Origin of the sequence: Rhizobium sp. X9 (assembly GCF_018873185.1) — a bacterium.
GTDB classification, from domain to species: domain Bacteria; phylum Pseudomonadota; class Alphaproteobacteria; order Rhizobiales; family Rhizobiaceae; genus Agrobacterium; species Agrobacterium oryzihabitans.
Map to the genome: position 1 here is coordinate 87,752 of NZ_CP071313.1, position 20,804 is coordinate 108,555.

Genomic DNA, 20,804 nt, shown 5'->3' on the forward strand with positions numbered 1-20,804 from the left:
ATATCCTTCTCAAGGTGAGCTTCGATCAGTGGTGTTCCGAATGGCTCGGGGTGATTGTTGTCGTCGCATCGGTGGCTTTAGGCGCATCCGGGAGGCTTCCGGTCCATTCCCATGCCTGGGTGCCGGGCGGGTTCTCGTACCAGCCGGGATCGCTGTAATCGCCAGCGGAGATGCCCTCGCGAACCTTCACGACCGAGAACATGCCGCCCATCTCGATGGGGCCGTGCGGCCCCCAGCCGGTCATCATCGGGATTGTGTTCTCCGGTATCTCCATCGACATCTCGCCCATGTCCGCCATACCGGCGGTGCCCATCGGCATGTATTCGGGCTGGAAGCGGCGGATTTTGCTGGCGACCTGCTTCTTGTCGACGCCTATGAAGGTCGGAATGTCATGGCCCATGGCATTCATGGTGTGGTGCGACTTGTGGCAGTGGATGGCCCAGTCGCCGACATACTTGGCGTCGAACTCGTAGGCGCGCATCGCGCCAACCGGGATGTCGATGCTGACCTCCGGCCAGCGGGCCTCCGGACGCACCCAGCCCCCATCCGTGCAGGTGACTTCGAAGTCGTAGCCGTGCATGTGGATCGGATGGTTGGTCATCGTCAGATTTCCGACCCGGACCCGGACCTTGTCGTTCTTCGAAACCACAAGCGGGTCGATGCCGGGAAAGACGCGGCTGTTCCAGGCCCAGAGATTGAAGTCGGTCATTTCCATGATGCGCGGGACATAGGAGCCCGGCTCGATGTCGAAGGCATTCAGAAGGAAGACGAAATCGCGGTCGACCGGCATGAACGTCGGGTCCTTGGGATGGACCACGAAGAAGCCCATCATGCCCATCGCCATCTGGACCATTTCGTCCGAATGCGGGTGGTACATGAAGGTACCCGACTTCACGAGGTCGAACTCGTAGACGAAGGTCTTGCCGACCGGGATATGAGGCTGCGAGAGACCGCCGACACCGTCCATGCCAGAGGGCAGAATCATGCCATGCCAGTGGATCGTCGTGTGCTCCGGAAGCTTGTTCGTGACGAAGATGCGGACCCGGTCACCTTCGACAGCTTCAATCGTCGGCCCAGGGGACTGGCCGTTGTACCCCCAGAGATAGGCGGTCATCCCTTCCGCCATCTCCCGTTCGACCGGCTCGGCTACCAGATGGAATTCCTTGACGCCATTGTTCATCCGGAACGGCAGGGTCCATCCATTAAGGGTAACAACCGGATTGTAGTCGGGCCCAGTGGTGGGCTTGACCGGCGTCTGGGTGGCGGCCGTATCCATCAGTGCCGCCTCCGGCAAACCCATGTTGGAAGTCCGGCCCCACGTCTGCGAGGAAACCAATGCGGCACCTGCCGCACCTGCTCCCAGTAATTGTCTTCTGCTGAACATGATCGTTTCCTTTAGTGCCCGCCGCTCTCGGCCGCTTCCGCTGAGGGGACCTCCGTTTCACCGGAAGGCGCACCGGCGCTGCCGCCATAGATGGCGGGGGCGAGGTTCGCTTCGGCTAGCCAGAAGTCTCTCTTTGCGTTGACTGCGAGGAGGGCTGAATTGACGCTGTCCCGGCTGTCCGAGATCAGTTCGAATGTGCTTGTGAGCATGCCGTTGTAGGTGAGCAGCGACTGCTCCTCGACCGCCTTGCGCAAGGGAAGAACGTTGTTCCTGTAGTGGCGCGCGATGTCGTAGTTGGAGCGGTACGCCTGGTAGGCGGACCTCGCCTCCGAGCGAGCGTTGACCGCCTTTTCCGCCAGTTGGTTGGCCGCCCGCATGTAGGCCAACTCGCCTTTTCGGAGCCGCGCCTGACCGGAATCGAAGATCGGGATCGTGAATTCCAGCGAAGCGGTCCGCGACACTTCGGAGACGATGCCATGATCCTCGCGTTCGCGCTCCTTCTCCACCATGCCCACCAGCTCGATGTCCGTGACGATCCGGGTTGCGTCCTCCAGCTTGTAGGACTGCGCCGTCGCCTGAAGCTCCAGCCGGGCTATTTGGAGATCGATGCGCTTGTGGATCGCTTCGGCCTCGATGTCGTCGCGTTTGATCAGGGCCCGAGGCAATGACGGGAGCTGGTTCGGTATCTGGAACTCGATGTCGGACCCAGACAGTCCCATCAGCCGGATCAGCTCTTCCTTCGCCAGCCGCGCAGCCAATCTTGCCTTCGCGGTTTCGCCCGTCAGTTCGGCATAGAACACATGTTCCCGGGCTTGCTCTCCCTTTGGCATCGACCCCGCTTCACCCAGTTTCTGGGTCAGATCGGACGCCGCCTCTGCCGCAGCGCGCGCGCGGTTGAGGTAGGCGACATTTTCCCATGCCGCGACCGCGTTGATCCAGGCCCGGCGCGTATCGGCGGCAAGCGAGATGGTTGCGAGCGCTGCATTGAGCTGGGCCTGCCGGAAGCGTGTCTCGGCGATCTTCATGTTCCTGTCATAGGTCACCAATGACAGGATGTTTGCCGCGATGGCACCTTCCAGCACCCGGTAGGCTTCAAGCCCGGGTGTGCCGATACCGGAGACGCCAACCGAGAACTTCGGCAGAACCGAAAGCTGCGTCTGCCAGGCATCTGCTGCACTGTCACCGAGGTCGGCATAAGCCGCCTGAAGGCCCTTGTTGTTGAGCAGTGCCACTTGCACAGCAGTCTCGGCGTCCACCGTCTTCCTGGCCATCAGCGTCTTGACGCGGTCGCGAACCACCTGGGCGTGCTGCTGGTTCTGCACCCATACCGTCTGCTTGCCTGTCGCCTCGCCACTCTTGAGAGAGACATTCAGGAATCCGGCATCCTTGGCGGCATAGTCAGTAGAAACACAGCCTGCCGCGATGAGCGGCAATGCCAGCACTGAGAGAACCTTGATCTTCCTGCCGAGCATCATGCTCCCCCTTTCGGGGCCTGGGCGTCGTTGAGACCGCGCCAGGGTTTGGGATCGACAGGAGTGCGATGCGTGTATGCGCCAATCGGATTCTGGTAACGGACCGGCCGGACGTCGATCACGGTGTCTGGATGGCCAGTCGAGGCCACGACTTCAGGTAGCGTGGAGGTGCATCCGCTCACAAAGAGCGGGACGCCCACCACCAGGAATGTCAGCTTCATGGTGAATTTCCGAGAATACAGTCACGACAGCACCAGGCACTCGAAGTGCTCAGGTACAGCAAGCCCCGTCAGGCGGGTGTCGGTTCTCAGATGTTGGGTGGTCGGTGAAGAGCCGGAGATTCGCCGAACGTCCTGAGGTCGTTCATGAAGCCCTTGATGGATACGGCGACCGGGTGGGCGAGTTTCGGCATGGGAGCATCAATTGCGAACACGCCGCAGTAGTCCTGGCAGCAGCTGTTATCCGCAGTGTCGCCATCGCTTTCCGCAGCATGCTCGGAATGATGTCCGTCATCGGTCATCTTGGAATGGGAATGAGCGCCATGAGCCGAATGATCACCTTCAACGAAGGAGACGGAGTCAGGCATGGCGGGATGCATAGCGGCATTGGCGGCCGACATGCTGTAGCCAGCCAGCGACAGCACGACCGCCAGCCTGAAGATCAGCATCAAAACCTGCGATGTGATTCTCAACATCCCACTCATGTCCAAAGAATCGCCGTCGGCTTGACGGTTGTCAATCAACCAGCCTCTACAGCATGGACATCTCGTCCTTTGTGTGGCGCTAGAACATCTATCCTATGGGAAGGTTTGCAGGAGGGACGACGGCGAACCCCATCGCGGCTGGAACTTTCTCCTCTGCTCCGGTGTTTCCAGCCATCGAGCGCGGAGACCGAAGGATGTCCCTATCGGACTTTTTGAAGGCAGGATTATCGGTGATCGCAGCGACGCTGCTTGTCATCGGGCTCTTCGCTACGGCTCCTGCTTTCGCTGCACCGACCCACCATTGCCCGGAGGTGCAGGCGAGTGACCAGGTATTGGACAGCCAGCGCGACGGTCTGGATGTTCAACTTGCCAGAACGTGTTGCGCGCAGATGCACTGCTGTCCGATCCTTCCTCAGCCGCTAGTCTATGCTCCGCCTGAGGTACCATTCGGCCAGCTGCATGTGCACGTCAGACCGGAGCGGCCGCTTCTCCTCCTGACTGCGATTGATCCCCCTCCCAGAACCCCTGCTGTTTGAGACACGTCCCTCAAAACAACAGGAGTTCAACATGAACACGTACGTCAAACACGCAGCCGCCGCGCTCACGGTCTCCGCCGCAATACTCGCATCCGTTCATCCTGCCGCAGCCGACCCGACATTCCCCGACAAGTGCAAGGGCGACATGCCGATGTCGGGCATGCCAATGGGTGGCGAGATGCCAATGGGCAGTCAGCAGATGCCGATGGGCGGACAAGGCTCCAATAGTGGTCAGGGCCCGATGGCCGACCTCACCGACTATCAGCAGGCCTCGTTGGAGGCGATGATGTCGATGAACCAGCAGATGATGCAGGGGATGATGAAGGATGATGCCGACGCGTCGTTCGTCTGCGGTCTGATTGCCCATCATCTGGGTGCAATCGACATGGCGAAGGTCGAGCTGGAGCACGGCGACAATGAAGAGGCCAAGGCGACCGCGCAGAAGGTCATTGACGATCAGACGAAAGAAGTCGAGCGACTGACTGAGTGGGTCGAGAAGGAAGTGAAGGAGTAACGCCCATGCACCACATCTCCTCGGAAATGAAGCAGTGCATCGACAACTGTCTGGCCTGCTACAGCGAGTGCCTCTCCATGGCGATGGGACATTGCCTCGAAAAGGGCGGCCAGCACACGGAGCCGAAACACTTCAAGCTGATGATGGCCTGCGCCGAAATCTGCCGCACCTCGGCCCATTTCATGCTGATAGGCACCGAGCACCACAAGCACACTTGCCGCGAGTGCGCGGAAATATGCTGCCAGTGCGCCGACGACTGCGAACGGGTCGGTGACATGCAGGCTTGCGTCGATGCCTGCCGCAAGTGTGCCGAAAGCTGCGAGCGTATGGCGCAGTAGCCCCTGCGGAAGCATGGGTACGGACGGAGGTCTCTCCTTCCGTACCCACCTGGGGTTCATGCTGGGCGCATGCTGCTTTTTCGCACTCCCGATCTTGGCAGTATCCCGCTGCGCCCGAGGACCCGAAAGGGGCGGGCGACGGGTGAAGCATAATCAAACGCATCAACTCGGCCGGGATCAGCGGTATTGCGCAATCCACCAGGAGCCGAAGGAGAACATCTAATGGGAATGTCCTACTGGCGCTTTGCCGCCATGATCGCGACATCGACGGTCGTAATGTACGGTCTGATGTATCTGAACACCTACGCACTGGAACATGTGTTCTGGAGCGAGACCCGAGCCTGGATGGCCCTGGTCATGGGATCGACTATGGCGGTCATCATGCTCGCCTTCATGCTCGGTATGTACAAGAAGCAGATGCTCAACATGGCCATCTTCGGCGGGTCCGTCGCGGTCTTCGCGTTGTCGCTGTGGCTCGTCCGCAGCCAGGTGACGGTCGACGACGCCGAATACATGAGCGCGATGATCCCGCATCATTCGATTGCCATCATGACGAGTGAGCGTGCGCAGATTTCCGATCCCCGCGTTCGAAAGCTGGCCGACGAGATCATCGAGGCCCAGGAGCGGGAGATCGCAGAGATGAAGTATCTGATCGAGGACCTGGAGGAGCGTGACTGATGAAGAACTCCCTCCTTTCACTGCTGCTCCTTACCTCGGCCAGTCTCCTGTCGGGATGTGGCGAACGGGAAGCTGCTGACGACATCATTAGTCCTCCGCGTTCTGAAGAGGCTGCCCGCGTGCTCTCCGGTGAGGAAGCCATAGCTGGCGCTGACATACCCACACTCGACCCCGCGACGATGGTGGACGCGGAGATCGCCAAAGTCCTTGGTTCGCCTGCTCAATGCACGTTCAGGTACACGAGTGCTGGAAAGCCGATACTTGCCCTCAAGGGAACACCGGGCGCTACCGTGACAACTGCTGTCCTAAAGGTGAACGCTCACCTTGTGGAACTGCAGCCAGCTGGCGGGGACGGCAACCTCTTCCTGACCTCTGGGCCCATCAGCGTCACTCTCTCCGTCGATGAGGTCCAAGCGGGAGAGAAGGTGGAAGCCGACATGGTATTCGCGATTGGTGAGAGCCTGCGCGTGGGATATTCAGGTTACTATCAGTGCGGCGGCTAGCGCGGCACGTGATTGCTTGAAGCACTCTGGCTGAAACGTGCAAACGCTGGAGGCGGGAGCGGCTTTCTGCAGCCCGCCTCCTGCGCTGTGCCGATCAGTGCGTCTCGTGCTTACCATGTTCCGCCTGAGCAGTGCGTGTCGTTGCTGCCTTGAAGACCTCGGTCCGCTCGTCTCCCTTGACGACCAGCTTGCCCACCAGGCCACGGGCTGCCCGTGACAGAGCATGGTCCACCAGCACGTACTCCCCCGGAACGTCCATCGTCATGTCGACCACCGCAGCTCCGCCGGGCGGAACCGTGATGGTCTGCACGTCGGTCAGCGGCTCCGTCGTCAGCGACGCGAGCTGATACACCTTGTCGAAGATTTCGCCGATCACGTGGAAGCTCGACGTCTTGTTGGGGCCGCCGACACCGAAGTAGATGCGAACAGTCTCGCCCACCTTTGCGGTCAACGCATTGTCGCCGGTCAGCGCATTGGCTGCACCGTTGAACACATAATATTCCGGCGTCTCGTCCATCAGCCTGTCCAGGCTCTCCGTCAGCTTGCCCTTCGTGCCATAGGCCTGCGCCGTATAAACCTCGCCTTGCATCACGTAGAATTCGCGGTCCACCGGAGGAAGACCACCTTCCGGTTCCACCAGGATCAGACCATACATGCCGTTGGCAATATGGTGGGCGGCCATCGGCACAGCGCAGTGGTAAACGTAAAGGCCCGGCTTCAGTGCTTTGAAGCTGAAGCCTTTCGTTTCTCCCGGTGCAGCGTCCGTCGCCTCCGCTCCGCCTCCCGGTCCCGTGACCGCATGGAAGTCCACGCTGTGGCGTTCACTGCTATCGGCAAGGTTGGTTAGTTCAACTTCGACGGTGTCGCCGACTCTTGCTCGGACGAAGGGGCCTGGAACCTTCCTGTTGAAGGTCCAGTAGTGGTAGGTCGCGCCGTCCGCCAGGCTGCCAGTAACTTCGACCGTGTCGAGCTTCACCTTGATCGTTTCCGGACCCCTCGCACCTACTGGCTGAGCAAGGTCTGTCGCCGCCCGTACGATATCGAGGGGAGCGGCAGCTGTCCCGTTCGCCGCCGGATGGTTGTGGGTGGCGTCGGCCAGCACCGGCATTGCCGTCGCCGACAGGAGTGCGACGACGACGGCGGCGCGGAAGAGTGTTCTACTGGTCATAATTCTGGTCCTGCTATTTATGTCTGCGTTGCCTATTATTGGACACTGCGTCCGTCGGAGCATCCTTGCGCTGCCGCAAATAGAAGCCTCGCTCGCATCTTCGTGATCGCCTGCAGGTGTCGGCTCCGGAGTTACGGCGTCGGCTGAACGGAACGGAAATGCGCAATCGCTCCGGCGGTCATCTTCGTCACGCACCAGTTGGCGTAGAACCCGCCCAGCAAGCGCCCCAGCAGCCTATCGGGGAGACGGGTGGGCAGGTTGTACTCGATCCTGACGTTCAGGCTGCATACCGATCTGGCGGGACTGATCCTGAATCCCATACGGTAGGAACCGATGACGAGGAGACGCACCGTTCCGCGCGTCTCCCAAGTCTTTGAGAGCGGAGGATGTCGTTCCGTCACGACTTCCTCCACGGAGAGCGCCCGGTCGAGTATCAGCCCCCTCATTCTAATGACAGAGCCGACGGCACGTCCTTCCGCTTCGTCAAAGTTGTACTTCATGGAAGCCCCCAGCATCATGACTGAGGGCTCTTCCATGTGCGCACCGAGGAAGGCCGGATTGTCGAGCAACTCGAAAACCCGTTCGGCCAATGCCGACAAGGCTACAGTGCTCGATGCCGACCGCTGGTAGGTCACGACCGGTGATCCTTGTGGCCGTGACCGCCATGTCGATGAAACAGGTGCATCAGTGGGCAGGCCAGCAGGATCAGGTAGGGGGCGTAGCCCAGAACGTGCCCCCAGTGCTCACGAAGGATGTAGAACACCAGGATCAGGGCCAGGGATGCGCCCATCAGCAGGAGCGTGCGGTTGACCGTCATATCTTCATGCTCCTCAACCTGAGAGAGTTGGCGATCACACTGACCGAAGACAATGCCATTGCCGCCGCCGCGATGATCGGTGAGAGCAGCAGACCAAAGACAGGGTAGAGGACGCCCGCCGCGACAGGCACGCCTGCAGCATTGTAGATGAAGGCGAAGAAGAGGTTCTGCCTGATGTTGCTCATCGTGGCGCGGCTCATCTGCCGTGCCCGGACAATGCCCTGCAGGTCTCCCTTCAGGAGGGTGACGCCCGCGCTTTCGATGGCGACGTCGGTTCCCGTTCCCATAGCCACGCCGACATCGGCCGCCGCAAGCGCGGGAGCATCATTCACACCATCGCCCGCCATGGCGACGATCCTGCCTTCACTGCGCAGGCGCGAGACGATCTTGCTCTTGTCCTCGGGCAGGACTTCCGCCTCCACCTCGGTAATCCCGAGGCGTCGCGCGACTGCATGAGCAGTCGTCTTGTTGTCGCCCGTCAGCATCACGACCCGAACACCGTCTTCGACGAGCGCCTTTACCGCATCCGGTGTCGTCGGCTTGATGGGATCGGCGATAGCAAACAGACCGGCCAGCCTGCCATCGATGGCGGTGAATATGACGGTAGCGCCTTCGTTGCGCAGCTCTTCCGCCTTCGCGGTCATGGCGCTGACGTCGACACCCTCTTCCCCCATGATGCGGTGACTGCCGAGGATCAGCCGCTTTCCATCGACCGTCCCCGTCACTCCCTTGCCCACAGGGCTGTCGAAATCGATGGCATCTCCCAGGGCGATGCTACGCTCACCCGCCGCATTGACAATCGCGAGCGCCAGCGGATGTTCGCTTGAGCGTTCGACCGTGGCGGCCAGCCGCAGCAGCTCGTCTTCGGAGATGCCTTCCGCTGGTGCAATGGCCGTGACCTTGGGCCGTCCCTCTGTCAGGGTTCCGGTCTTGTCGACCACGAGCGTGTCGACCTTTTCGAAGCGCTCCAGTGCCTCCGCGTTCTTGATCAGTACGCCGAGACTAGCTCCCCGACCGACACCGACCATGATCGACATAGGTGTCGCAAGCCCCAGGGCACAGGGGCAGGCAATGATAAGAACGGCGACGGCTGCCACCAGGCCGTGGGCGAAGCGAGGCTCAGGCCCATAGATCATCCAGGCGGCAAAGGCGACGAGCGCAACCACAATGACGACCGGAACGAACCATCCCGAGACCTCATCTGCGAGGCGCTGGATGGGTGCGCGAGAGCGTTGGGCGTCCGCGACCATGCGAACAATCTGGGAGAGCATCGTGTCGCGTCCGACCTTGCCCGCCTCCATGATGAAGCCACCGGTCTGGTTCATGGTGCCGCCGATGAGCGTCGACCCGACCTCCTTGGTGACCGGCATCGACTCGCCGGTGATCATGGATTCGTCCACAGAGCTGCGGCCCTCCAGAAGCACACCATCAACAGGAACTTTCTCTCCCGGTCGAACCCGGAGGCGGTCGCCGACGGCCACGGCGTCAAGACCGACATCCTCGTCCGTCCCATCCGCAAGAACCCGACGCGCCGTCTTTGGTGCCAGATCGAGAAGCGCGCGGATCGCCCCGCCTGTCTGTTCGCGTGCCCTCAGTTCCAGAACCTGCCCGAGCAGGACCAGGACGGTGATGACGGCGGCCGCCTCGAAGTAGACGGCGACTGAACCTTCTTCCGCGCGGAACGTGTCGGGAAAGACGCCTGGCGCAACCGTTGCAACGACGCTGTAAATCCAGGCGGCACCCGTCCCCATCGCAATCAGGGTGAACATGTTCAAATGACGGGTCACCAGGGACTTCCAACCCCGTTCAAAGAACGGCCAGCCCGCCCAGAGGACAACCGGTGTCGCGAGTACCATCTGCAGCCAGTTCGACGTCTGTGGCCCCAGTATCATGTGGAGATTCGTGAGATGGCCACCCATCTCCAAGGCAAGGACCGGGATGCTGAGGACGAGGCCAATCCAGAACCGTCGGCTCATGTCCACCAGTTCCGGACTTGGACCCGTTCCCAGGGTCGCCACTTCCGGCTCCAGTGCCATGCCGCAGATCGGGCAGTTGCCGGGGCCGATCTGCCTCACCTGCGGATGCATCGGGCAGGTGTAGATGACGCCTTCCCCCAGCATGCCCGGAGGAGGTACTTGCTTCTCTGCCACCTGATGGTGGTGCTCATGGTCATGCTCTTGATGATGATCATCGTGAGCATGATGGCCGTGATGTTCGTGCTTCATCTCCGCTCTCCGATCAGATCGCGCGATTATAGGACACGAAGGACATCATCCCTGCCGCCATGTGGTAGAGGTGGTGGCAGTGGAACGGCCAGCGGCCCGGGTTGCTCGCATCGAACTCGATAGCAACCTCTGCCATGGGAGGAACATGAACCGTATCCCTCACGGCTCCCCGCATGCCTTGTCCGTTGATGCCGACCACCTGGAAATGGTGTCCGTGAAGGTGCATCGGGTGTGTCATCATCGACATGTTGCGCATGACGAGGCGGACCCTGTCATCAGGATTGACGGCCATCGCATCGCCGCTGATCCCCCATGAGTAGCCGGTCATGCTGCCGGAGAGGATCAGAGGATAGGTCTTCGTTGCGGGCCGCTCGTCCAGAGGTGACGTCGCTTTGAGGATCGCCTCCAGTGAAAGGTCGAGGACCGGTCCGGCGGAAGAAGCTTTTGTGGCAACCTTCGAAATGGTCGCGTCCGCCGTTGCGAGGATGACGCCTGTCTGCTCCTCGGAGCCTTCGCGTAAGGCAAGGATCGGAAGTGACGCGGTGCCCAGCGGGAGTTGCAGTACGATATCCAACCGCTGGCCCATGCTGATCGGGAAGCGGGTGCCGGTGACGGGCTCGATGGCCATGCCATCGACGGCGGCCAGACTTCCCACGACGGTTCCCGTGTCGATGGTGAAGGCGGTCGCCGTTGCACCATTGATGATGCGTAGCCGAACGCGGCCACCCTTCTCGACCTGCACGATCTCCGGATCGTCCAGCGTGCGGTCATTGGCGAGGTACGCATCATACTCGATGTCGTTCAGGTCCATCATGCCCATGCCGCCCATGCCCATGCCGCCCATCGCCATGCCACCCATGGGCATGCCGCCGCCGTGCATTTGCGCCATGTTGGACATCATGCTCCCGTGATCCATCGGCATCGAGCCGCCACCGTGTCCGCCGCCCATTGCGGAACCTTGCTGCAGTTCCGCCAGCAATTCCTCCGGCGACTTGAAAGAGAAGTCGTGAAGAAGGATGACGACGTCCTGCTCGTCACGAGCGCGGTCCTCCGCCGTCCGCACGATCAGCGGTGCCGCCAACAGGCTTTGTTCCTGTAGTGTATGGGCGTGCATCCAGTGGGTGCCGCCGCCTGCGAGATCGAACTGGTAGTGCCGTTTCTCTCCTGCAGTGAGGAGCGCTGCCGGATTGTCGGGGACACCGTCCAGCTCCCATGGAGGGGTAAGCCCATGCCAGTGAATGAGCGTCGCTTCATCCGTGGTGTTGGACAGGATGACATTGAAGCCGTCTTCCGCATCCAGGACGAGGCCGCTCCGTCCATTGCCCTGAACAAGACCGAAGACGCTGGCGGATCGGCCATTCACTTCAATGGAGCGCTTGGTGACTGCGAGTTCGATGGGTGACTGCAATCCTGTGCTAGTGAGCGCCCAGGACTTCTGTGCAAGGGGTGAAATAGCTGCCGCACTGACGGCGAGCGTCTTCAGAAATTGACGACGAAACATGACGTTCTCTCGATCTTCTTGGCCGTGATCGGCCCAATGGTGGGAATGGCCCGCCAGCGGCGAGCAGTTCATCAACCAATGGATCGAGGGGGTTCGAAGCTAGGAGACGGGTCGTGGCCTGCGACATCGTCAGCGACATCCAAGACCCTAGCCAGAAGCAGGACCGAGTGCGCCGATCCTGCTGGTTGTGCAACGACTGCGAGGCAGAAGACGCAGATGACGCTGCAACAGTTCTGTTTGGGAGAATGCTGGGCCTTGGAATTCTCGTCGCCCGGATCATCGTCCACCATCTGGTGGTGTCCGTCCAGGCAGGTCTGGGGAGCCGCATGCGTAACCGGCGCACTGAACATGAGAGCAACAGCAAGGAGTGCCGCGAGCAGCCTCCATACCAACGCTCTCTGTGCTAACGTGCGCATTGTCGATCCTCCGTCATCTCACCATGCCACGCCTCCCATTACGCACCTTGATCTTTATCAATGTTCGGGTGCCATTATGGTCGGTGGTCGCTTGGCATCGATTGCCAGGCTGCCGATGCTGGTGCTTCCAACGTGGGAAGGTCAAGGCCGTCACTCAGATGAATGTGTGTACCTGCCACGTTACCTTATCGATGTGTGGTCGGAGGTCCGCGCCCGTTGCAGAGCGGCGGCGGGAAGAAGCGAAGCCGACTCTGCGCCCATGTGGCCTTGATGAAGGCGAGAGGCAGCATCTCCAACCTCTCGCCTCAACGGGTTAGAGCGATGCCCTGCCGCTACCGCCAACAGGCCTGATCATCCAAGGCTTCACAGCAGGTTCCTTGGCAAGGATGCCCTTCTTCTTAGCAAAAGAGCGTATCGCATCGCGTGCTGCCCGAAGAGGTTTCAAACCGTCATGTGCCATGTAGCAGGTCCTCAAGGCCGCCTCATGGATCAGGTCCCGTTCCCGTTCTGGCCAATCCTCCAGATAATCAATCGCCTCCTCCACGGCCGTAATCTCGCGGACGAGGTTCTTTTGTTCCTTCAGATACACCGGACGATCAAAGAGCTTCGAGATCATTTCCACCTCACTGATTCTGTTTGTGATCAACAAGGAAGGCGCTGTGGCCAACGCCGATTATCGATGTGGTTTGCCGCGTCCTTCCGTTCAAGTCGGAACACCACTCAGGTCACTAAATCTGATAGGGAAACCGTATATGTCGACGGGAGCGAACGCAGGCGCTTACTGCACAGCAAGCCAGGTTGGCGGGTAGCTGATTGCCCCATACCAGAGCGGGATTACGCGGCGGCGAAAAATTTCCTCCCAGGTTCTTGAACAGGCATTTTTCGCCAACCAGATTCATTGCATCGGCAGCCTTAGTAGGGGCCGATAGGCCGGAGACGCAGGTTTTCGGTGGCGTCTCCAATCCATGTTGCTTTACGGAGGATATGGTAATGAGAACGGAACTTGATTTCGCACCCCTCTACCGGTCCAGCATTGGCTTCGACCGTGTGTTCAACCTTCTCAATAACGCGCAGCGCCTGCAGGCGGTTGACCTCTGGCCACCCTACGACATCGTCAAGCTTGGCGATGACGAGTATGCGATCACCATGGCAGTCGCAGGCTTCAGCCAGAGCGATCTCGACGTGACCCAGGAGCGCAACGTCCTGATCATCAAAGGGTCGAAAGCAGAGAAGAAGGAAGGGGAGTACCTACATCGGGGCATTGGCGGACAGTCGTTCGAGCGTCGCTTCGAACTGGCTGACCATGTTCACGTCGAGACGGCGTCGCTCTCCGACGGTCTCCTGCGAATTGTCCTAAAGCAGGAAGTGCCGGAGGCGATGAAGCCCCGGCGAATCGAGATAGGCAATGGGACGGCGGCCCGGCCGCTCCAGATTGAGTCTGACAAGCAGGTCGCCTGAACTCGCTGAACTTCCCACAATCAGGCACGATCACGAATAGAGGGCCCGCGTAGGGCGGGCCCGCCATTCGCACTGCATTCAGTCAAGCGGCACCCCGTGTTTCTCAGCTTTGATGGCCGCTATTGGCGCGAAGCGGAAGACGCCTCTCGCACCTTTGCAGACATAGAAGAGCCTATCGCATTCTGAGCTATTTCGGACCAAGAATCATCTCGAGTGCGGCATCCTGGGGCAGACCACCCATCTGCCCGATGCTACCATCCGCTTTCCTGAAGACAATCGCAGGGGTCCCAGAGAAGCCAAGCTCGGTCATCAGAGTGGCATTGTGCTCGAGCTTTTCTGCCACTGCCGGGCTGATCGTTTCCAAAGGGACTATGCCGCCGTCCCCGTACTTATGTTCGTTTTCAGCCAGCGCCTCCTCAGGAGACTTGGCCTCAAGAATAGCAGCCGCCTTGGCTGGGGAATCCTGTCTGATCACGCCGACCATGACATGTCGGAGTTGTACCTTGCCCGACTCGACCCAGGGCCTGGCAGCCGTCCAGAACTGGTGGCAATAGGGGCAGTTGGGATCCGTAAACACGTAAACGGTCCTCGGCGCGTCTGGCCTTCCATCTTGGACCCACGTCGACCCCTCCAGCTTTTCCCATCCCTCTTCCGGTGCGGATTTCGGATTAACGGGACATCGATTCCGGTAAATCCCGGACAGTCGTTTCACTAAATCGCGGACAGTCTCGCGGGATCGACTTTCGTTCGCCTGGTTGATGTCATTGGTTATTGATTTCGGCGTTTTACGCTTCGGTCAAGAGCGGTCTTGGTTTTTGCTTCCTCATGCTGTCTCCTTCGAGCGCAATTCGATGGGCGTTATGGACGATACGATCGAGGATGGCGTCAGCGATCGTTGGTTCGCCGATCATCTCGTGCCACTGCGCGACGGGAAGCTGGGCGGTGATCAGAGTGGATTTCCGGCGGTAGCGCTCTTCGAAGATTTCCAGGAGATCGAGCCGCTGCTGATCGCTGAGCGCGTGGGTTCCCCAGTCATCAAGGATGAGTAATTGAACACGCGCGAGCTTGTCGACCAATCGGGGAAACCGCCCGTCGAGGCGCGCTAGCGCCAAATCCTCGAAGAGACGGGGCATGCGGACATAGAGAACGGAATAATCGAGGCGGGCCGCTTGCCGTCCGATGGCGCAGGCGAGCCATGTTTTGCCCGTTCCCGTTTGTCCGGTCAGGATCAAGTGCTCATGGGCCTTGAGCCATTCGCCTTGGGCAAGCGAGAGGAGCTGTCGGCGGTCGAGGCCGCGAGGGGCGGCGAAGTCGATGTTCTCGATGCAAGCATCGGGGAAACGCAGTTTGGCGATTGCAAGCCGGTTGGTCAGTCGCTTGTCGCCGCGCACGGCCATCTCCCGATCAAGCATCAGGCCGAGCCATTCATCGCGGTTGAGATCGCTGCCCTCAGGTTGATTGGCCAGGTCGCGATATGCTGCCGCCATGCCGGATAGGCCGAGCGCATGCATCTGGTCGAGGGTTGGATGTGTGAGCATGTGAGTATCTTCCTTTCTTCACTGGTAATAGGAGCTGCCGCGGATGTTGCCATGCACCGGGGTGGGCTTGACTGGCTCAGCACCAGGCGGGGCCTGATCGAGACCGGATTTGAGGATGGTGCTGACGGAGGAATAGCTGAGCGCATTGATCGTCAGTGCCCGATCGCACGCCGCTTCCAGACGCTCGGGGCCGTACCGGCGCGCGAGCGATAGAACGCCTTGAGCGGCGCGGTATCCCTGCTGAGGATGAGGTCTATCGCGCATCAGCCGCTCGATCAGGATTGCAGCGTTGCGGCCAATCTTTGCAGCTTGCTTGATGAGGCTCGCAGGCGTCGTGTTGGCATAATGCTGATGTGTCTTCGGCATATGCTCGTTGACGGTGACATGACCGCCCCGCTGCGACGTCCGGCGGTGGCTGGCGACACGTTGGTGATCATGGAGGATCTCGACGATCCGGCTTGTAAGCCGGACATCGACCTGGCGGCCGATCAGGCGGTGCGGCACGGAATAGAAGGCCTTGTCGACCTCGACATGGTAGTCGGGATGAACCTTTGCCGACTTCCATTCGGAATATTCGAATGGCGTTGCCGGCAAGGGCGCAAGCGCGTCTTGCTCGATCTCCTCGAAGAGCTGCCGGCGGGATTTGCCAACCCGGCGCATCGGCCGGCTATTGAGATCGTCGAGAAGCTGGCTGATCCGCACGTTGAGATCGACAAGGCTGAAGAAACGGTCGTTTCTCAGCCGCGCCAGGATCCAGCGCTCGACGATGAGAACGCTGCCTTCGACCTTGGCCTTGTCCTTCGGCCGTTTCGGACGGGTCGGCAGGATCGTCGTGTCGTAATGCTCGGCGAATGCCGCAAAAGTGGCGTTGATGGTCGGCTCGAACCACAAGGGCTTGGCAACGCCGGCCTTGAGGTTGTCGCAGACGATGGCTTTCGTCACGCCACCGAAGAAACCCAGCGCCCGCTGCTGACCCTCGATCCAGTCCGGCAACCGTTGAGTGAAGCTTGCATAGGCGAAGGTGTACAAGGAGGCTGGCAGAACCGCGACGAAGATCTGCGCCAGCCGGATTTCGCCTGTCGCCGGATCGATCACCGGGACGGTTTGGCCGGCGTAGTCGGTCTGCATCGCCGCGCCGGCAGTGTGGCGATTGCGGAAGGTGGCGCTGGCGCGCTGCTCGAAAGCGGCAAACCGCTCGCAGAACCACGTGTATCCGTAACCGTTGGGGTGCCGTTCGCGATATTCCTGCCACAACAGCGTCAGTGTCACGCCCTTCCGCTTCAATTCACTGGCGATCTTGCCCCAGTCGGGTTCGTGCATGTCCTGGGGCGGACGGCCGCGACGATGGAACAGGCGGCGCTGCAGAATGCCATCATCGTCCAGCCCAGGCGGTAACGGCCAGCCCGTCAGCCCGGCCTCACGCGCCCGCAGCAGGTAGGTCGAAATGGTCGTTTTGCTGATCTTCAGCCGTTCCGATATCGCACGAACCGAAAGCCCCTGTTCGTGCGTCAGTCGCAATATCGATCGAATGTCCTTCACGTCAGTAAGTCTCACCTGCTTCCGTCTCGCCATTCATCAGCCCCTCGTTCAAATCGAGGTCCAGAATGGCAAAACGGCGCGTGCGAAAGTCGATCTTTATGCCGAAAGACTGTCCGGGATTTACCGGAATCGCTGTCCGGGAATTAGCGGAAATGCTGTCCCGGATTTAGTGAAATCGCTGTCCGGGATTTAATGGAATCCCTGTCCGCGAATTACCGAAACCCGCACTTCCGGGATCGGCGCCTCCACCATTTCCTTGAGCTGGGCTTCCGCCATGTCCTGTCCTGCCTCGTCGACAAGTGTGCCGACGACAACATGTTCGCCATCCGGGGTGAGGTAGATTGTCAGAGGTTGCGCGCCAGCTTTTGCGGCGAATGCTCTCAAACCGCCTGGTACCTTCATCTCTCCGAGGATTGTCAGTCCCTGTTGCTCGATCGCCTTCAGGATCCGGGGATACTCTTTGGGCTGGGGACTATCCTCGGCTGCGGCGATCTGTGGCGCGAAACCAAACAGCAGCGCTGCGAACAGCATCAGGGCAGGTCTGAGGTAGGTGAGAACGATGAGGCGCATTTTGGTTCCTTCAAAAGCCCTCGCTTGACCTGCTCACCTTAAGGCAGGCTGAAGGCAGCGGCCATTGTGAATAGGACAGGAGTTGCAGCTATGGGATGCGCTGCTGCCTCAGCCGGTCCAGAAGGTCCCCCAGTTCCGATAGAGGATGTAGGCCGCCACCACGAGTACGAGGGCCGCGAACAGGCGGTTGAGGATGTTCTTGTAGGCGCTCAGGCGTGTAGCGAGCAGCATGCCAAGTACGCCGCCGACTATGCCGCCGCCAATGAACTCAACGGCAAGCAACCAGTCCACCAAGCCGGAGGCGGCATAGTTCAGGGCGGTGGCGAGGCCGAACACGCCGACGGAGAGGAGCGAGGTGCCGATCGCGTTGATCATCGGCATGCCCGTCGCCAGCATCAGGCCTGGAACGATCAGGAAGCCCCCGCCGATGCCGAAGAAGCCGGAAGCGGCACCGGCGGCGAGCGCGACGGCCGCTGTGACGAGGCACATCCTGAGGTCCACCGGGCGGCATTCGGCCGATGCCGGTTTCCTGGACTTCAACATCAGGACGCCGACGACGACCATGAGGATGCCGAACAGGAAGATCAGCCGATCGCCATCCATGGCCTTGCCGAGGCTCGAGCCTGCAAGTGCGCCGACGACGCCGAGCGCCGAAAAGACCGCCGCGCAGCGCCACCAGACGTGACCCTTTATCGCGTGGCTAGTAAAGTTCGCGAAGGCGTTGACCGAAACCGCAAGCGCCCCTGTTCCAATGGCAATGTGCGGCTGCGTGACGCCGACGACGTAGAGGAGCAGCGGCGTCGCCAGGATCGACCCACCGCCACCAAGCAGGCCGAGCATGAAGCCGACGATCCCGCCGGAGCCGACCGCCGTAAGGATAGAGGCGCTCATGTCCGTCTGCTCCACACCCTGTCATGCAAGGTCATTCCGACCAGCATGGCGACAACGAACAGGGCCGTCTGTGGGATGCCGATCGACAAGGAAGCGACCGCCGGGCCGGGGCAGAAGCCGCCGATCCCCCAGCCGAGGCCGAAGAGGGCCGACCCTATTATCAGCGGTGCGTCGATCCTGCGGCTCGTGGGGACATGGAAGCTGTCGTCGAAGGCGGGATGGCGCATCCGCTTCATCACCTGCACGCCGATGAACGCGACGACGACGGCGCCGCCGAGGACGAAGGCAAGGCTCGGATCCCAGGCGCCGAAGACGTCGAGGAAGCCCTGGACGCGGGCCGGGTTCAGCATTCCGGAGAGGGACAGGCCGAAGCCGAAGACGATGCCGGAGGCGAGAGCGGCTCCGAACTGGTAGATGTTCCTGTTCATAGTCCGAAACTCCTCAGAACTGTGACGGCCACTGCGCCGGAAGTGAGGAATGTCGCGACCGCAGCCATGGATCGCGGAGACAGGCGCGCCAGGCCGAGGACGCCGTGGCCGCTGGTGCAGCCGGATCCCATGCGCGAGCCGAAGCCGACGAGCAGACCGGCGATAACGATCAGCGGCCACCCTACCGTGATCTCCACTGTCGGCCAGCCGTCGAAGATTGACAGGTAGGCGAGCGGTCCGAGCAGCAGGCCAACCACGAAGGCGAGGTTGGTGGTCAGGCCGAAGCCCTGGGCGAGACGGCCGACGATCCCGCTGATGCCAGCGATTCGCCCAGTGAGGAGCAGTAGCATGACGGCAGATGCGCCGATCAGCATGCCGCCGGCCAATGATGGGAGATAGGTGTTCATTTGCCTTCCTTCACGCAAAAGATGTCATAGAGGGCGGCAACCAGTTGCGCGGCCTTCTCCTCCGTCAGGGAATAGAAGATCTGCTTGCCGTCCCGCCGGGTCTCGACAATGCCGGAGCCGCGCAAAACCGTCAGGTGCTGCGACAGATGAGGCTGGTGGAGGTCGAGCTTCTCTTCAAGCTCGCCCACCGAGTAGCTGCCCTCAACGAGCGTGCAGACGATCATCAGGCGCGCCGGATGGGACAGCGTCTTCAGGAGGTTTGCCACCTCCCCCGCCCGGCTCGCCATCTCGGCTGTCGAAAGTCCCGCCTTCAACATAGCTTTCAGGTCGGCACTCATTCCCATGCTGCTCCCTGCAGGGCATCGAGCGGAAACTTGAGGTAGCGCTTGCCGTTCGCTTCCGGCTCCGGCAGGCGGCCGCCGCGGATATTCACCTGCAGGGCATGGAGGATGAGCTTCGGCATCGGCAGCGTCTTGTCGCGCTTCGTCCTCAGCGCCACGAACTCTTCTTCCGTCACGTCGGCCAGATGCGGGTTGGAATTCTTCTGTTGGGCCACCGTGCTTTCCCAACGCGGTGCCCGGCCGTCCGGCTGATAATCGTGGCCCGTGAAGATCCGCGTTTCGTCCGGTAGCGCGAGGATGTCCTGGATTGACTTCCAAAGGATGCGGGCGTCGCCGCCCGGAAAGTCGGCGCGTGCCGTGCCGCTGTCCGGCATGAAGAGCGTGTCGTGGACGAAGGCGGCGTCGCCGATCACATAGGTGATGGAAGCGAGCGTATGTCCAGGCGAGAACATCACCTTCGCATCGATCGATCCGACCTTGAAGGTCTCGCCGTGGGCGAACAGCCGGTCCCACTGCGAGCCGTCGGTGGCAAGCTCAGGCCAGTTGTAGATGCCCTTCCACAGCTTCTGGACATCCACGACGCGCTCGCCGATCGCCGTCTGCGCGCCAGTCTTCTCCTTCAGATAGTGAGCGGCGGAGAAGTGGTCGGCATGGGGATGGGTGTCGAGAATCCACTCGACGGTGAGCCCCTCCTTGCGGACGTAGTCGAGGATGGCGTCGGCGTTGATAGTTGCCGTCGCGCCGGCCTTCTCGTCGAAATCGAGCACAGGATCGATGATGGCGCACTTCCCCGTATCCGGATCCGAGACCACGTACTGGACGCTCCAGGTGCGCTTGTCGAAGAAGCCCTTCACCTGCGGCCTGCGTTCGGCGTGCTTCTGAAGCCATGCGTCGGCGGCGCCGGTGTCGAAGCCGCGGCTGCCTCCGAACTCGACCACCTCGTCGGCAGACATGCGACCGTCAAGGACTTCTCCGATGAGGTAGAGGATCAGCGACCGGGTGCCGGTCTTGCAGTGGGCGAAGACGGGGCCTTCAGATTCATCCACCGCGCGCTGGAATGCGCGCACGTCCGCCTCGGTGATGGTGGCTCCGGTTACCGGAATGAAGGCATAGGACAGGTTGCAGTGCTTTGCTTCCTGAGCTTCGGCCTCTGTTCCCGGCTGTCCGGACTCTTCGCCATCCGGCCGGTTGTTGATAAGCGTTGCGAACCCGTTTTCGTGCAGCGAGCGGATGTCTTCGGCGCTTGGCTGGGACGAGACCGAAAGCTTCTCGGATACTCTGGTTACAGGCATGACTGGCTCCGTGGTTATATCGGTATACGTTATAATATATTATATAACAATTGGGGTTCAAGGTCGGTGACGGAACTTTGTGTTC

24 protein-coding genes are annotated in these 20,804 nt (G+C 60.8%); 5 read left to right on the top strand and 19 right to left on the bottom strand.

All coding sequences use genetic code 11. The features are described 5' to 3' along the window. Window positions 1-25 precede the first annotated feature (25 nt). From JZY08_RS26200 to JZY08_RS26215, 4 genes are all read right to left on the bottom strand, one after another. Window positions 26-1,384 carry a multicopper oxidase family protein gene (locus JZY08_RS26200; RefSeq protein ID WP_062654122.1) on the bottom strand — a complete coding sequence of 453 codons (1,359 nt, stop codon included), beginning with the start codon at window positions 1,382-1,384 and terminating at the stop codon, window positions 26-28. A gap of 11 nt (window positions 1,385-1,395) precedes the next feature. After that, window positions 1,396-2,856, bottom strand: coding sequence for a TolC family protein (locus JZY08_RS26205; protein ID WP_062654129.1), 1,461 nt, complete (start codon window positions 2,854-2,856; stop codon window positions 1,396-1,398). Then, on the bottom strand, window positions 2,856-3,077 hold the full coding sequence (locus JZY08_RS26210) for a hypothetical protein (RefSeq protein ID WP_062654123.1): 222 nt from the start codon (window positions 3,075-3,077) through the stop codon (window positions 2,856-2,858). The genes JZY08_RS26205 and JZY08_RS26210 overlap by 1 nt, the downstream gene beginning before the upstream one ends. Window positions 3,078-3,163: 86 nt before the next feature. Further along, a complete protein-coding gene (locus JZY08_RS26215; RefSeq protein ID WP_156393996.1) occupies window positions 3,164-3,550 on the bottom strand; it encodes a hypothetical protein in 387 nt (128 codons plus the stop codon). 576 nt (window positions 3,551-4,126) lie between these two features. Between JZY08_RS26215 and JZY08_RS26220 the strand changes: the two genes are divergently transcribed. The 4 genes from JZY08_RS26220 to JZY08_RS26235 all read left to right on the top strand — a co-directional run bounded on the left by JZY08_RS26220 (window position 4,127) and on the right by JZY08_RS26235 (window position 6,128). Further along, the gene (locus JZY08_RS26220) at window positions 4,127-4,609 is read left to right on the top strand and encodes a DUF305 domain-containing protein (RefSeq protein ID WP_062654126.1); all 483 of its coding nucleotides are present in this window, start codon (window positions 4,127-4,129) and stop codon (window positions 4,607-4,609) included. 5 nt (window positions 4,610-4,614) lie between these two features. Then, on the top strand, window positions 4,615-4,947 hold the full coding sequence (locus JZY08_RS26225; RefSeq protein ID WP_062654128.1) for a four-helix bundle copper-binding protein: 333 nt from the start codon (window positions 4,615-4,617) through the stop codon (window positions 4,945-4,947). Window positions 4,948-5,169: 222 nt separating this feature from the next. After that, window positions 5,170-5,625: a DUF305 domain-containing protein gene (locus tag JZY08_RS26230; protein ID WP_052637306.1), complete on the top strand. Its 456-nt coding sequence runs from the start codon at window positions 5,170-5,172 to the stop codon at window positions 5,623-5,625. Beyond that, window positions 5,625-6,128 carry a DUF6692 family protein gene (locus JZY08_RS26235; protein ID WP_062654009.1) on the top strand — a complete coding sequence of 168 codons (504 nt, stop codon included), beginning with the start codon at window positions 5,625-5,627 and terminating at the stop codon, window positions 6,126-6,128. The genes JZY08_RS26230 and JZY08_RS26235 overlap by 1 nt, the downstream gene beginning before the upstream one ends. Window positions 6,129-6,222: 94 nt before the next feature. Here JZY08_RS26235 and nirK read toward each other — a convergent pair whose 3' ends face one another. From nirK to JZY08_RS26265, 6 genes are all read right to left on the bottom strand, one after another. Then, window positions 6,223-7,296, bottom strand: coding sequence for a copper-containing nitrite reductase (gene nirK, locus JZY08_RS26240; protein WP_062654007.1), 1,074 nt, complete (start codon window positions 7,294-7,296; stop codon window positions 6,223-6,225). A 131-nt stretch (window positions 7,297-7,427) separates the two neighbouring features. Continuing rightward, window positions 7,428-7,931 (bottom strand): polyketide cyclase, encoded by a 504-nt coding sequence (locus JZY08_RS26245; RefSeq protein WP_107341308.1) that lies wholly within the window; start codon window positions 7,929-7,931, stop codon window positions 7,428-7,430. After that, window positions 7,928-8,113, bottom strand: coding sequence for a DUF2933 domain-containing protein (locus JZY08_RS26250; protein ID WP_052820539.1), 186 nt, complete (start codon window positions 8,111-8,113; stop codon window positions 7,928-7,930). The genes JZY08_RS26245 and JZY08_RS26250 overlap by 4 nt, the downstream gene beginning before the upstream one ends. Continuing rightward, entirely contained in the window at window positions 8,110-10,233 is a 2,124-nt protein-coding gene (locus JZY08_RS26255) for a copper-translocating P-type ATPase (RefSeq protein WP_234823792.1), read from the bottom strand. The genes JZY08_RS26250 and JZY08_RS26255 overlap by 4 nt, the downstream gene beginning before the upstream one ends. A 118-nt stretch (window positions 10,234-10,351) precedes the next feature. After that, window positions 10,352-11,839 carry a multicopper oxidase family protein gene (locus JZY08_RS26260; protein ID WP_062654003.1) on the bottom strand — a complete coding sequence of 496 codons (1,488 nt, stop codon included), beginning with the start codon at window positions 11,837-11,839 and terminating at the stop codon, window positions 10,352-10,354. Between the two features lie 729 nt (window positions 11,840-12,568). Next, window positions 12,569-12,871 carry a DUF982 domain-containing protein gene (locus JZY08_RS26265; RefSeq protein ID WP_052820535.1) on the bottom strand — a complete coding sequence of 101 codons (303 nt, stop codon included), beginning with the start codon at window positions 12,869-12,871 and terminating at the stop codon, window positions 12,569-12,571. Window positions 12,872-13,245: 374 nt separating this feature from the next. Here JZY08_RS26265 and JZY08_RS26270 point away from each other — a divergent pair, with 374 nt between their 5' ends. Further along, a complete protein-coding gene (locus tag JZY08_RS26270; protein ID WP_052820534.1) occupies window positions 13,246-13,713 on the top strand; it encodes an Hsp20 family protein in 468 nt (155 codons plus the stop codon). Window positions 13,714-13,900: 187 nt separating this feature from the next. Here JZY08_RS26270 and dsbG read toward each other — a convergent pair whose 3' ends face one another. The 9 genes from dsbG to blh all read right to left on the bottom strand — a co-directional run bounded on the left by dsbG (window position 13,901) and on the right by blh (window position 20,719). Further along, window positions 13,901-14,425 (bottom strand): thiol:disulfide interchange protein DsbG, encoded by a 525-nt coding sequence (gene dsbG, locus JZY08_RS26275; protein WP_253204190.1) that lies wholly within the window; start codon window positions 14,423-14,425, stop codon window positions 13,901-13,903. A 73-nt stretch (window positions 14,426-14,498) separates the two neighbouring features. Beyond that, window positions 14,499-15,251: an IS21-like element helper ATPase IstB gene (gene istB, locus JZY08_RS26280; RefSeq protein ID WP_027677343.1), complete on the bottom strand. Its 753-nt coding sequence runs from the start codon at window positions 15,249-15,251 to the stop codon at window positions 14,499-14,501. Between the two features lie 18 nt (window positions 15,252-15,269). Then, window positions 15,270-16,823, bottom strand: coding sequence for an IS21 family transposase (istA, locus tag JZY08_RS26285; RefSeq protein WP_111794918.1), 1,554 nt, complete (start codon window positions 16,821-16,823; stop codon window positions 15,270-15,272). Window positions 16,824-16,979: 156 nt separating this feature from the next. Continuing rightward, window positions 16,980-17,360 (bottom strand): hypothetical protein, encoded by a 381-nt coding sequence (locus tag JZY08_RS26290; protein WP_216333580.1) that lies wholly within the window; start codon window positions 17,358-17,360, stop codon window positions 16,980-16,982. Window positions 17,361-17,468: 108 nt separating this feature from the next. Continuing rightward, window positions 17,469-18,251, bottom strand: coding sequence for a sulfite exporter TauE/SafE family protein (locus tag JZY08_RS26295; protein WP_153423400.1), 783 nt, complete (start codon window positions 18,249-18,251; stop codon window positions 17,469-17,471). Then, on the bottom strand, window positions 18,248-18,679 hold the full coding sequence (locus JZY08_RS26300; RefSeq protein WP_052820532.1) for a YeeE/YedE family protein: 432 nt from the start codon (window positions 18,677-18,679) through the stop codon (window positions 18,248-18,250). Before JZY08_RS26300 ends, JZY08_RS26295 begins: the two co-directional genes overlap by 4 nt. Continuing rightward, entirely contained in the window at window positions 18,676-19,086 is a 411-nt protein-coding gene (locus tag JZY08_RS26305; RefSeq protein WP_052820531.1) for a YeeE/YedE family protein, read from the bottom strand. The genes JZY08_RS26300 and JZY08_RS26305 overlap by 4 nt, the downstream gene beginning before the upstream one ends. Next, window positions 19,083-19,430, bottom strand: a complete 348-nt coding sequence (gene bigR / locus JZY08_RS26310; protein WP_107341307.1) for a sulfite-sensing transcriptional repressor BigR — start codon at window positions 19,428-19,430, stop codon at window positions 19,083-19,085. Before bigR ends, JZY08_RS26305 begins: the two co-directional genes overlap by 4 nt. Then, the gene (blh, locus tag JZY08_RS26315; protein WP_052820529.1) at window positions 19,421-20,719 is read right to left on the bottom strand and encodes a bifunctional sulfur transferase/dioxygenase Blh; all 1,299 of its coding nucleotides are present in this window, start codon (window positions 20,717-20,719) and stop codon (window positions 19,421-19,423) included. The genes bigR and blh overlap by 10 nt, the downstream gene beginning before the upstream one ends. Window positions 20,720-20,804 lie beyond the last annotated feature (85 nt).

What these genes read in the sequence shown, in the direction of transcription:
- JZY08_RS26290 (WP_216333580.1), bottom strand. Translation starts at nt 17,360, where the DNA reads ATGCGCCTCATCGTTCTCACCTACCTCAGACCTGCCCTGATGCTGTTC.
- JZY08_RS26205 (WP_062654129.1), bottom strand. Translation starts at nt 2,856, where the DNA reads ATGCTCGGCAGGAAGATCAAGGTTCTCTCAGTGCTGGCATTGCCGCTC.
- blh (WP_052820529.1), bottom strand. Translation starts at nt 20,719, where the DNA reads ATGCCTGTAACCAGAGTATCCGAGAAGCTTTCGGTCTCGTCCCAGCCA.
- JZY08_RS26225 (WP_062654128.1), top strand. Translation starts at nt 4,615, where the DNA reads ATGCACCACATCTCCTCGGAAATGAAGCAGTGCATCGACAACTGTCTG.
- JZY08_RS26260 (WP_062654003.1), bottom strand. Translation starts at nt 11,839, where the DNA reads ATGTTTCGTCGTCAATTTCTGAAGACGCTCGCCGTCAGTGCGGCAGCT.
- JZY08_RS26200 (WP_062654122.1), bottom strand. Translation starts at nt 1,384, where the DNA reads ATGTTCAGCAGAAGACAATTACTGGGAGCAGGTGCGGCAGGTGCCGCA.
- JZY08_RS26300 (WP_052820532.1), bottom strand. Translation starts at nt 18,679, where the DNA reads ATGAACAGGAACATCTACCAGTTCGGAGCCGCTCTCGCCTCCGGCATC.
- JZY08_RS26250 (WP_052820539.1), bottom strand. Translation starts at nt 8,113, where the DNA reads ATGACGGTCAACCGCACGCTCCTGCTGATGGGCGCATCCCTGGCCCTG.
- bigR (WP_107341307.1), bottom strand. Translation starts at nt 19,430, where the DNA reads ATGGGAATGAGTGCCGACCTGAAAGCTATGTTGAAGGCGGGACTTTCG.
- JZY08_RS26255 (WP_234823792.1), bottom strand. Translation starts at nt 10,233, where the DNA reads ATGCTGGGGGAAGGCGTCATCTACACCTGCCCGATGCATCCGCAGGTG.
- JZY08_RS26295 (WP_153423400.1), bottom strand. Translation starts at nt 18,251, where the DNA reads ATGAGCGCCTCTATCCTTACGGCGGTCGGCTCCGGCGGGATCGTCGGC.
- JZY08_RS26210 (WP_062654123.1), bottom strand. Translation starts at nt 3,077, where the DNA reads ATGAAGCTGACATTCCTGGTGGTGGGCGTCCCGCTCTTTGTGAGCGGA.
- JZY08_RS26270 (WP_052820534.1), top strand. Translation starts at nt 13,246, where the DNA reads ATGAGAACGGAACTTGATTTCGCACCCCTCTACCGGTCCAGCATTGGC.
- JZY08_RS26235 (WP_062654009.1), top strand. Translation starts at nt 5,625, where the DNA reads ATGAAGAACTCCCTCCTTTCACTGCTGCTCCTTACCTCGGCCAGTCTC.
- JZY08_RS26230 (WP_052637306.1), top strand. Translation starts at nt 5,170, where the DNA reads ATGGGAATGTCCTACTGGCGCTTTGCCGCCATGATCGCGACATCGACG.
- JZY08_RS26265 (WP_052820535.1), bottom strand. Translation starts at nt 12,871, where the DNA reads ATGATCTCGAAGCTCTTTGATCGTCCGGTGTATCTGAAGGAACAAAAG.
- JZY08_RS26220 (WP_062654126.1), top strand. Translation starts at nt 4,127, where the DNA reads ATGAACACGTACGTCAAACACGCAGCCGCCGCGCTCACGGTCTCCGCC.
- istB (WP_027677343.1), bottom strand. Translation starts at nt 15,251, where the DNA reads ATGCTCACACATCCAACCCTCGACCAGATGCATGCGCTCGGCCTATCC.
- JZY08_RS26215 (WP_156393996.1), bottom strand. Translation starts at nt 3,550, where the DNA reads ATGTTGAGAATCACATCGCAGGTTTTGATGCTGATCTTCAGGCTGGCG.
- nirK (WP_062654007.1), bottom strand. Translation starts at nt 7,296, where the DNA reads ATGACCAGTAGAACACTCTTCCGCGCCGCCGTCGTCGTCGCACTCCTG.
- istA (WP_111794918.1), bottom strand. Translation starts at nt 16,823, where the DNA reads ATGGCGAGACGGAAGCAGGTGAGACTTACTGACGTGAAGGACATTCGA.
- JZY08_RS26305 (WP_052820531.1), bottom strand. Translation starts at nt 19,086, where the DNA reads ATGAACACCTATCTCCCATCATTGGCCGGCGGCATGCTGATCGGCGCA.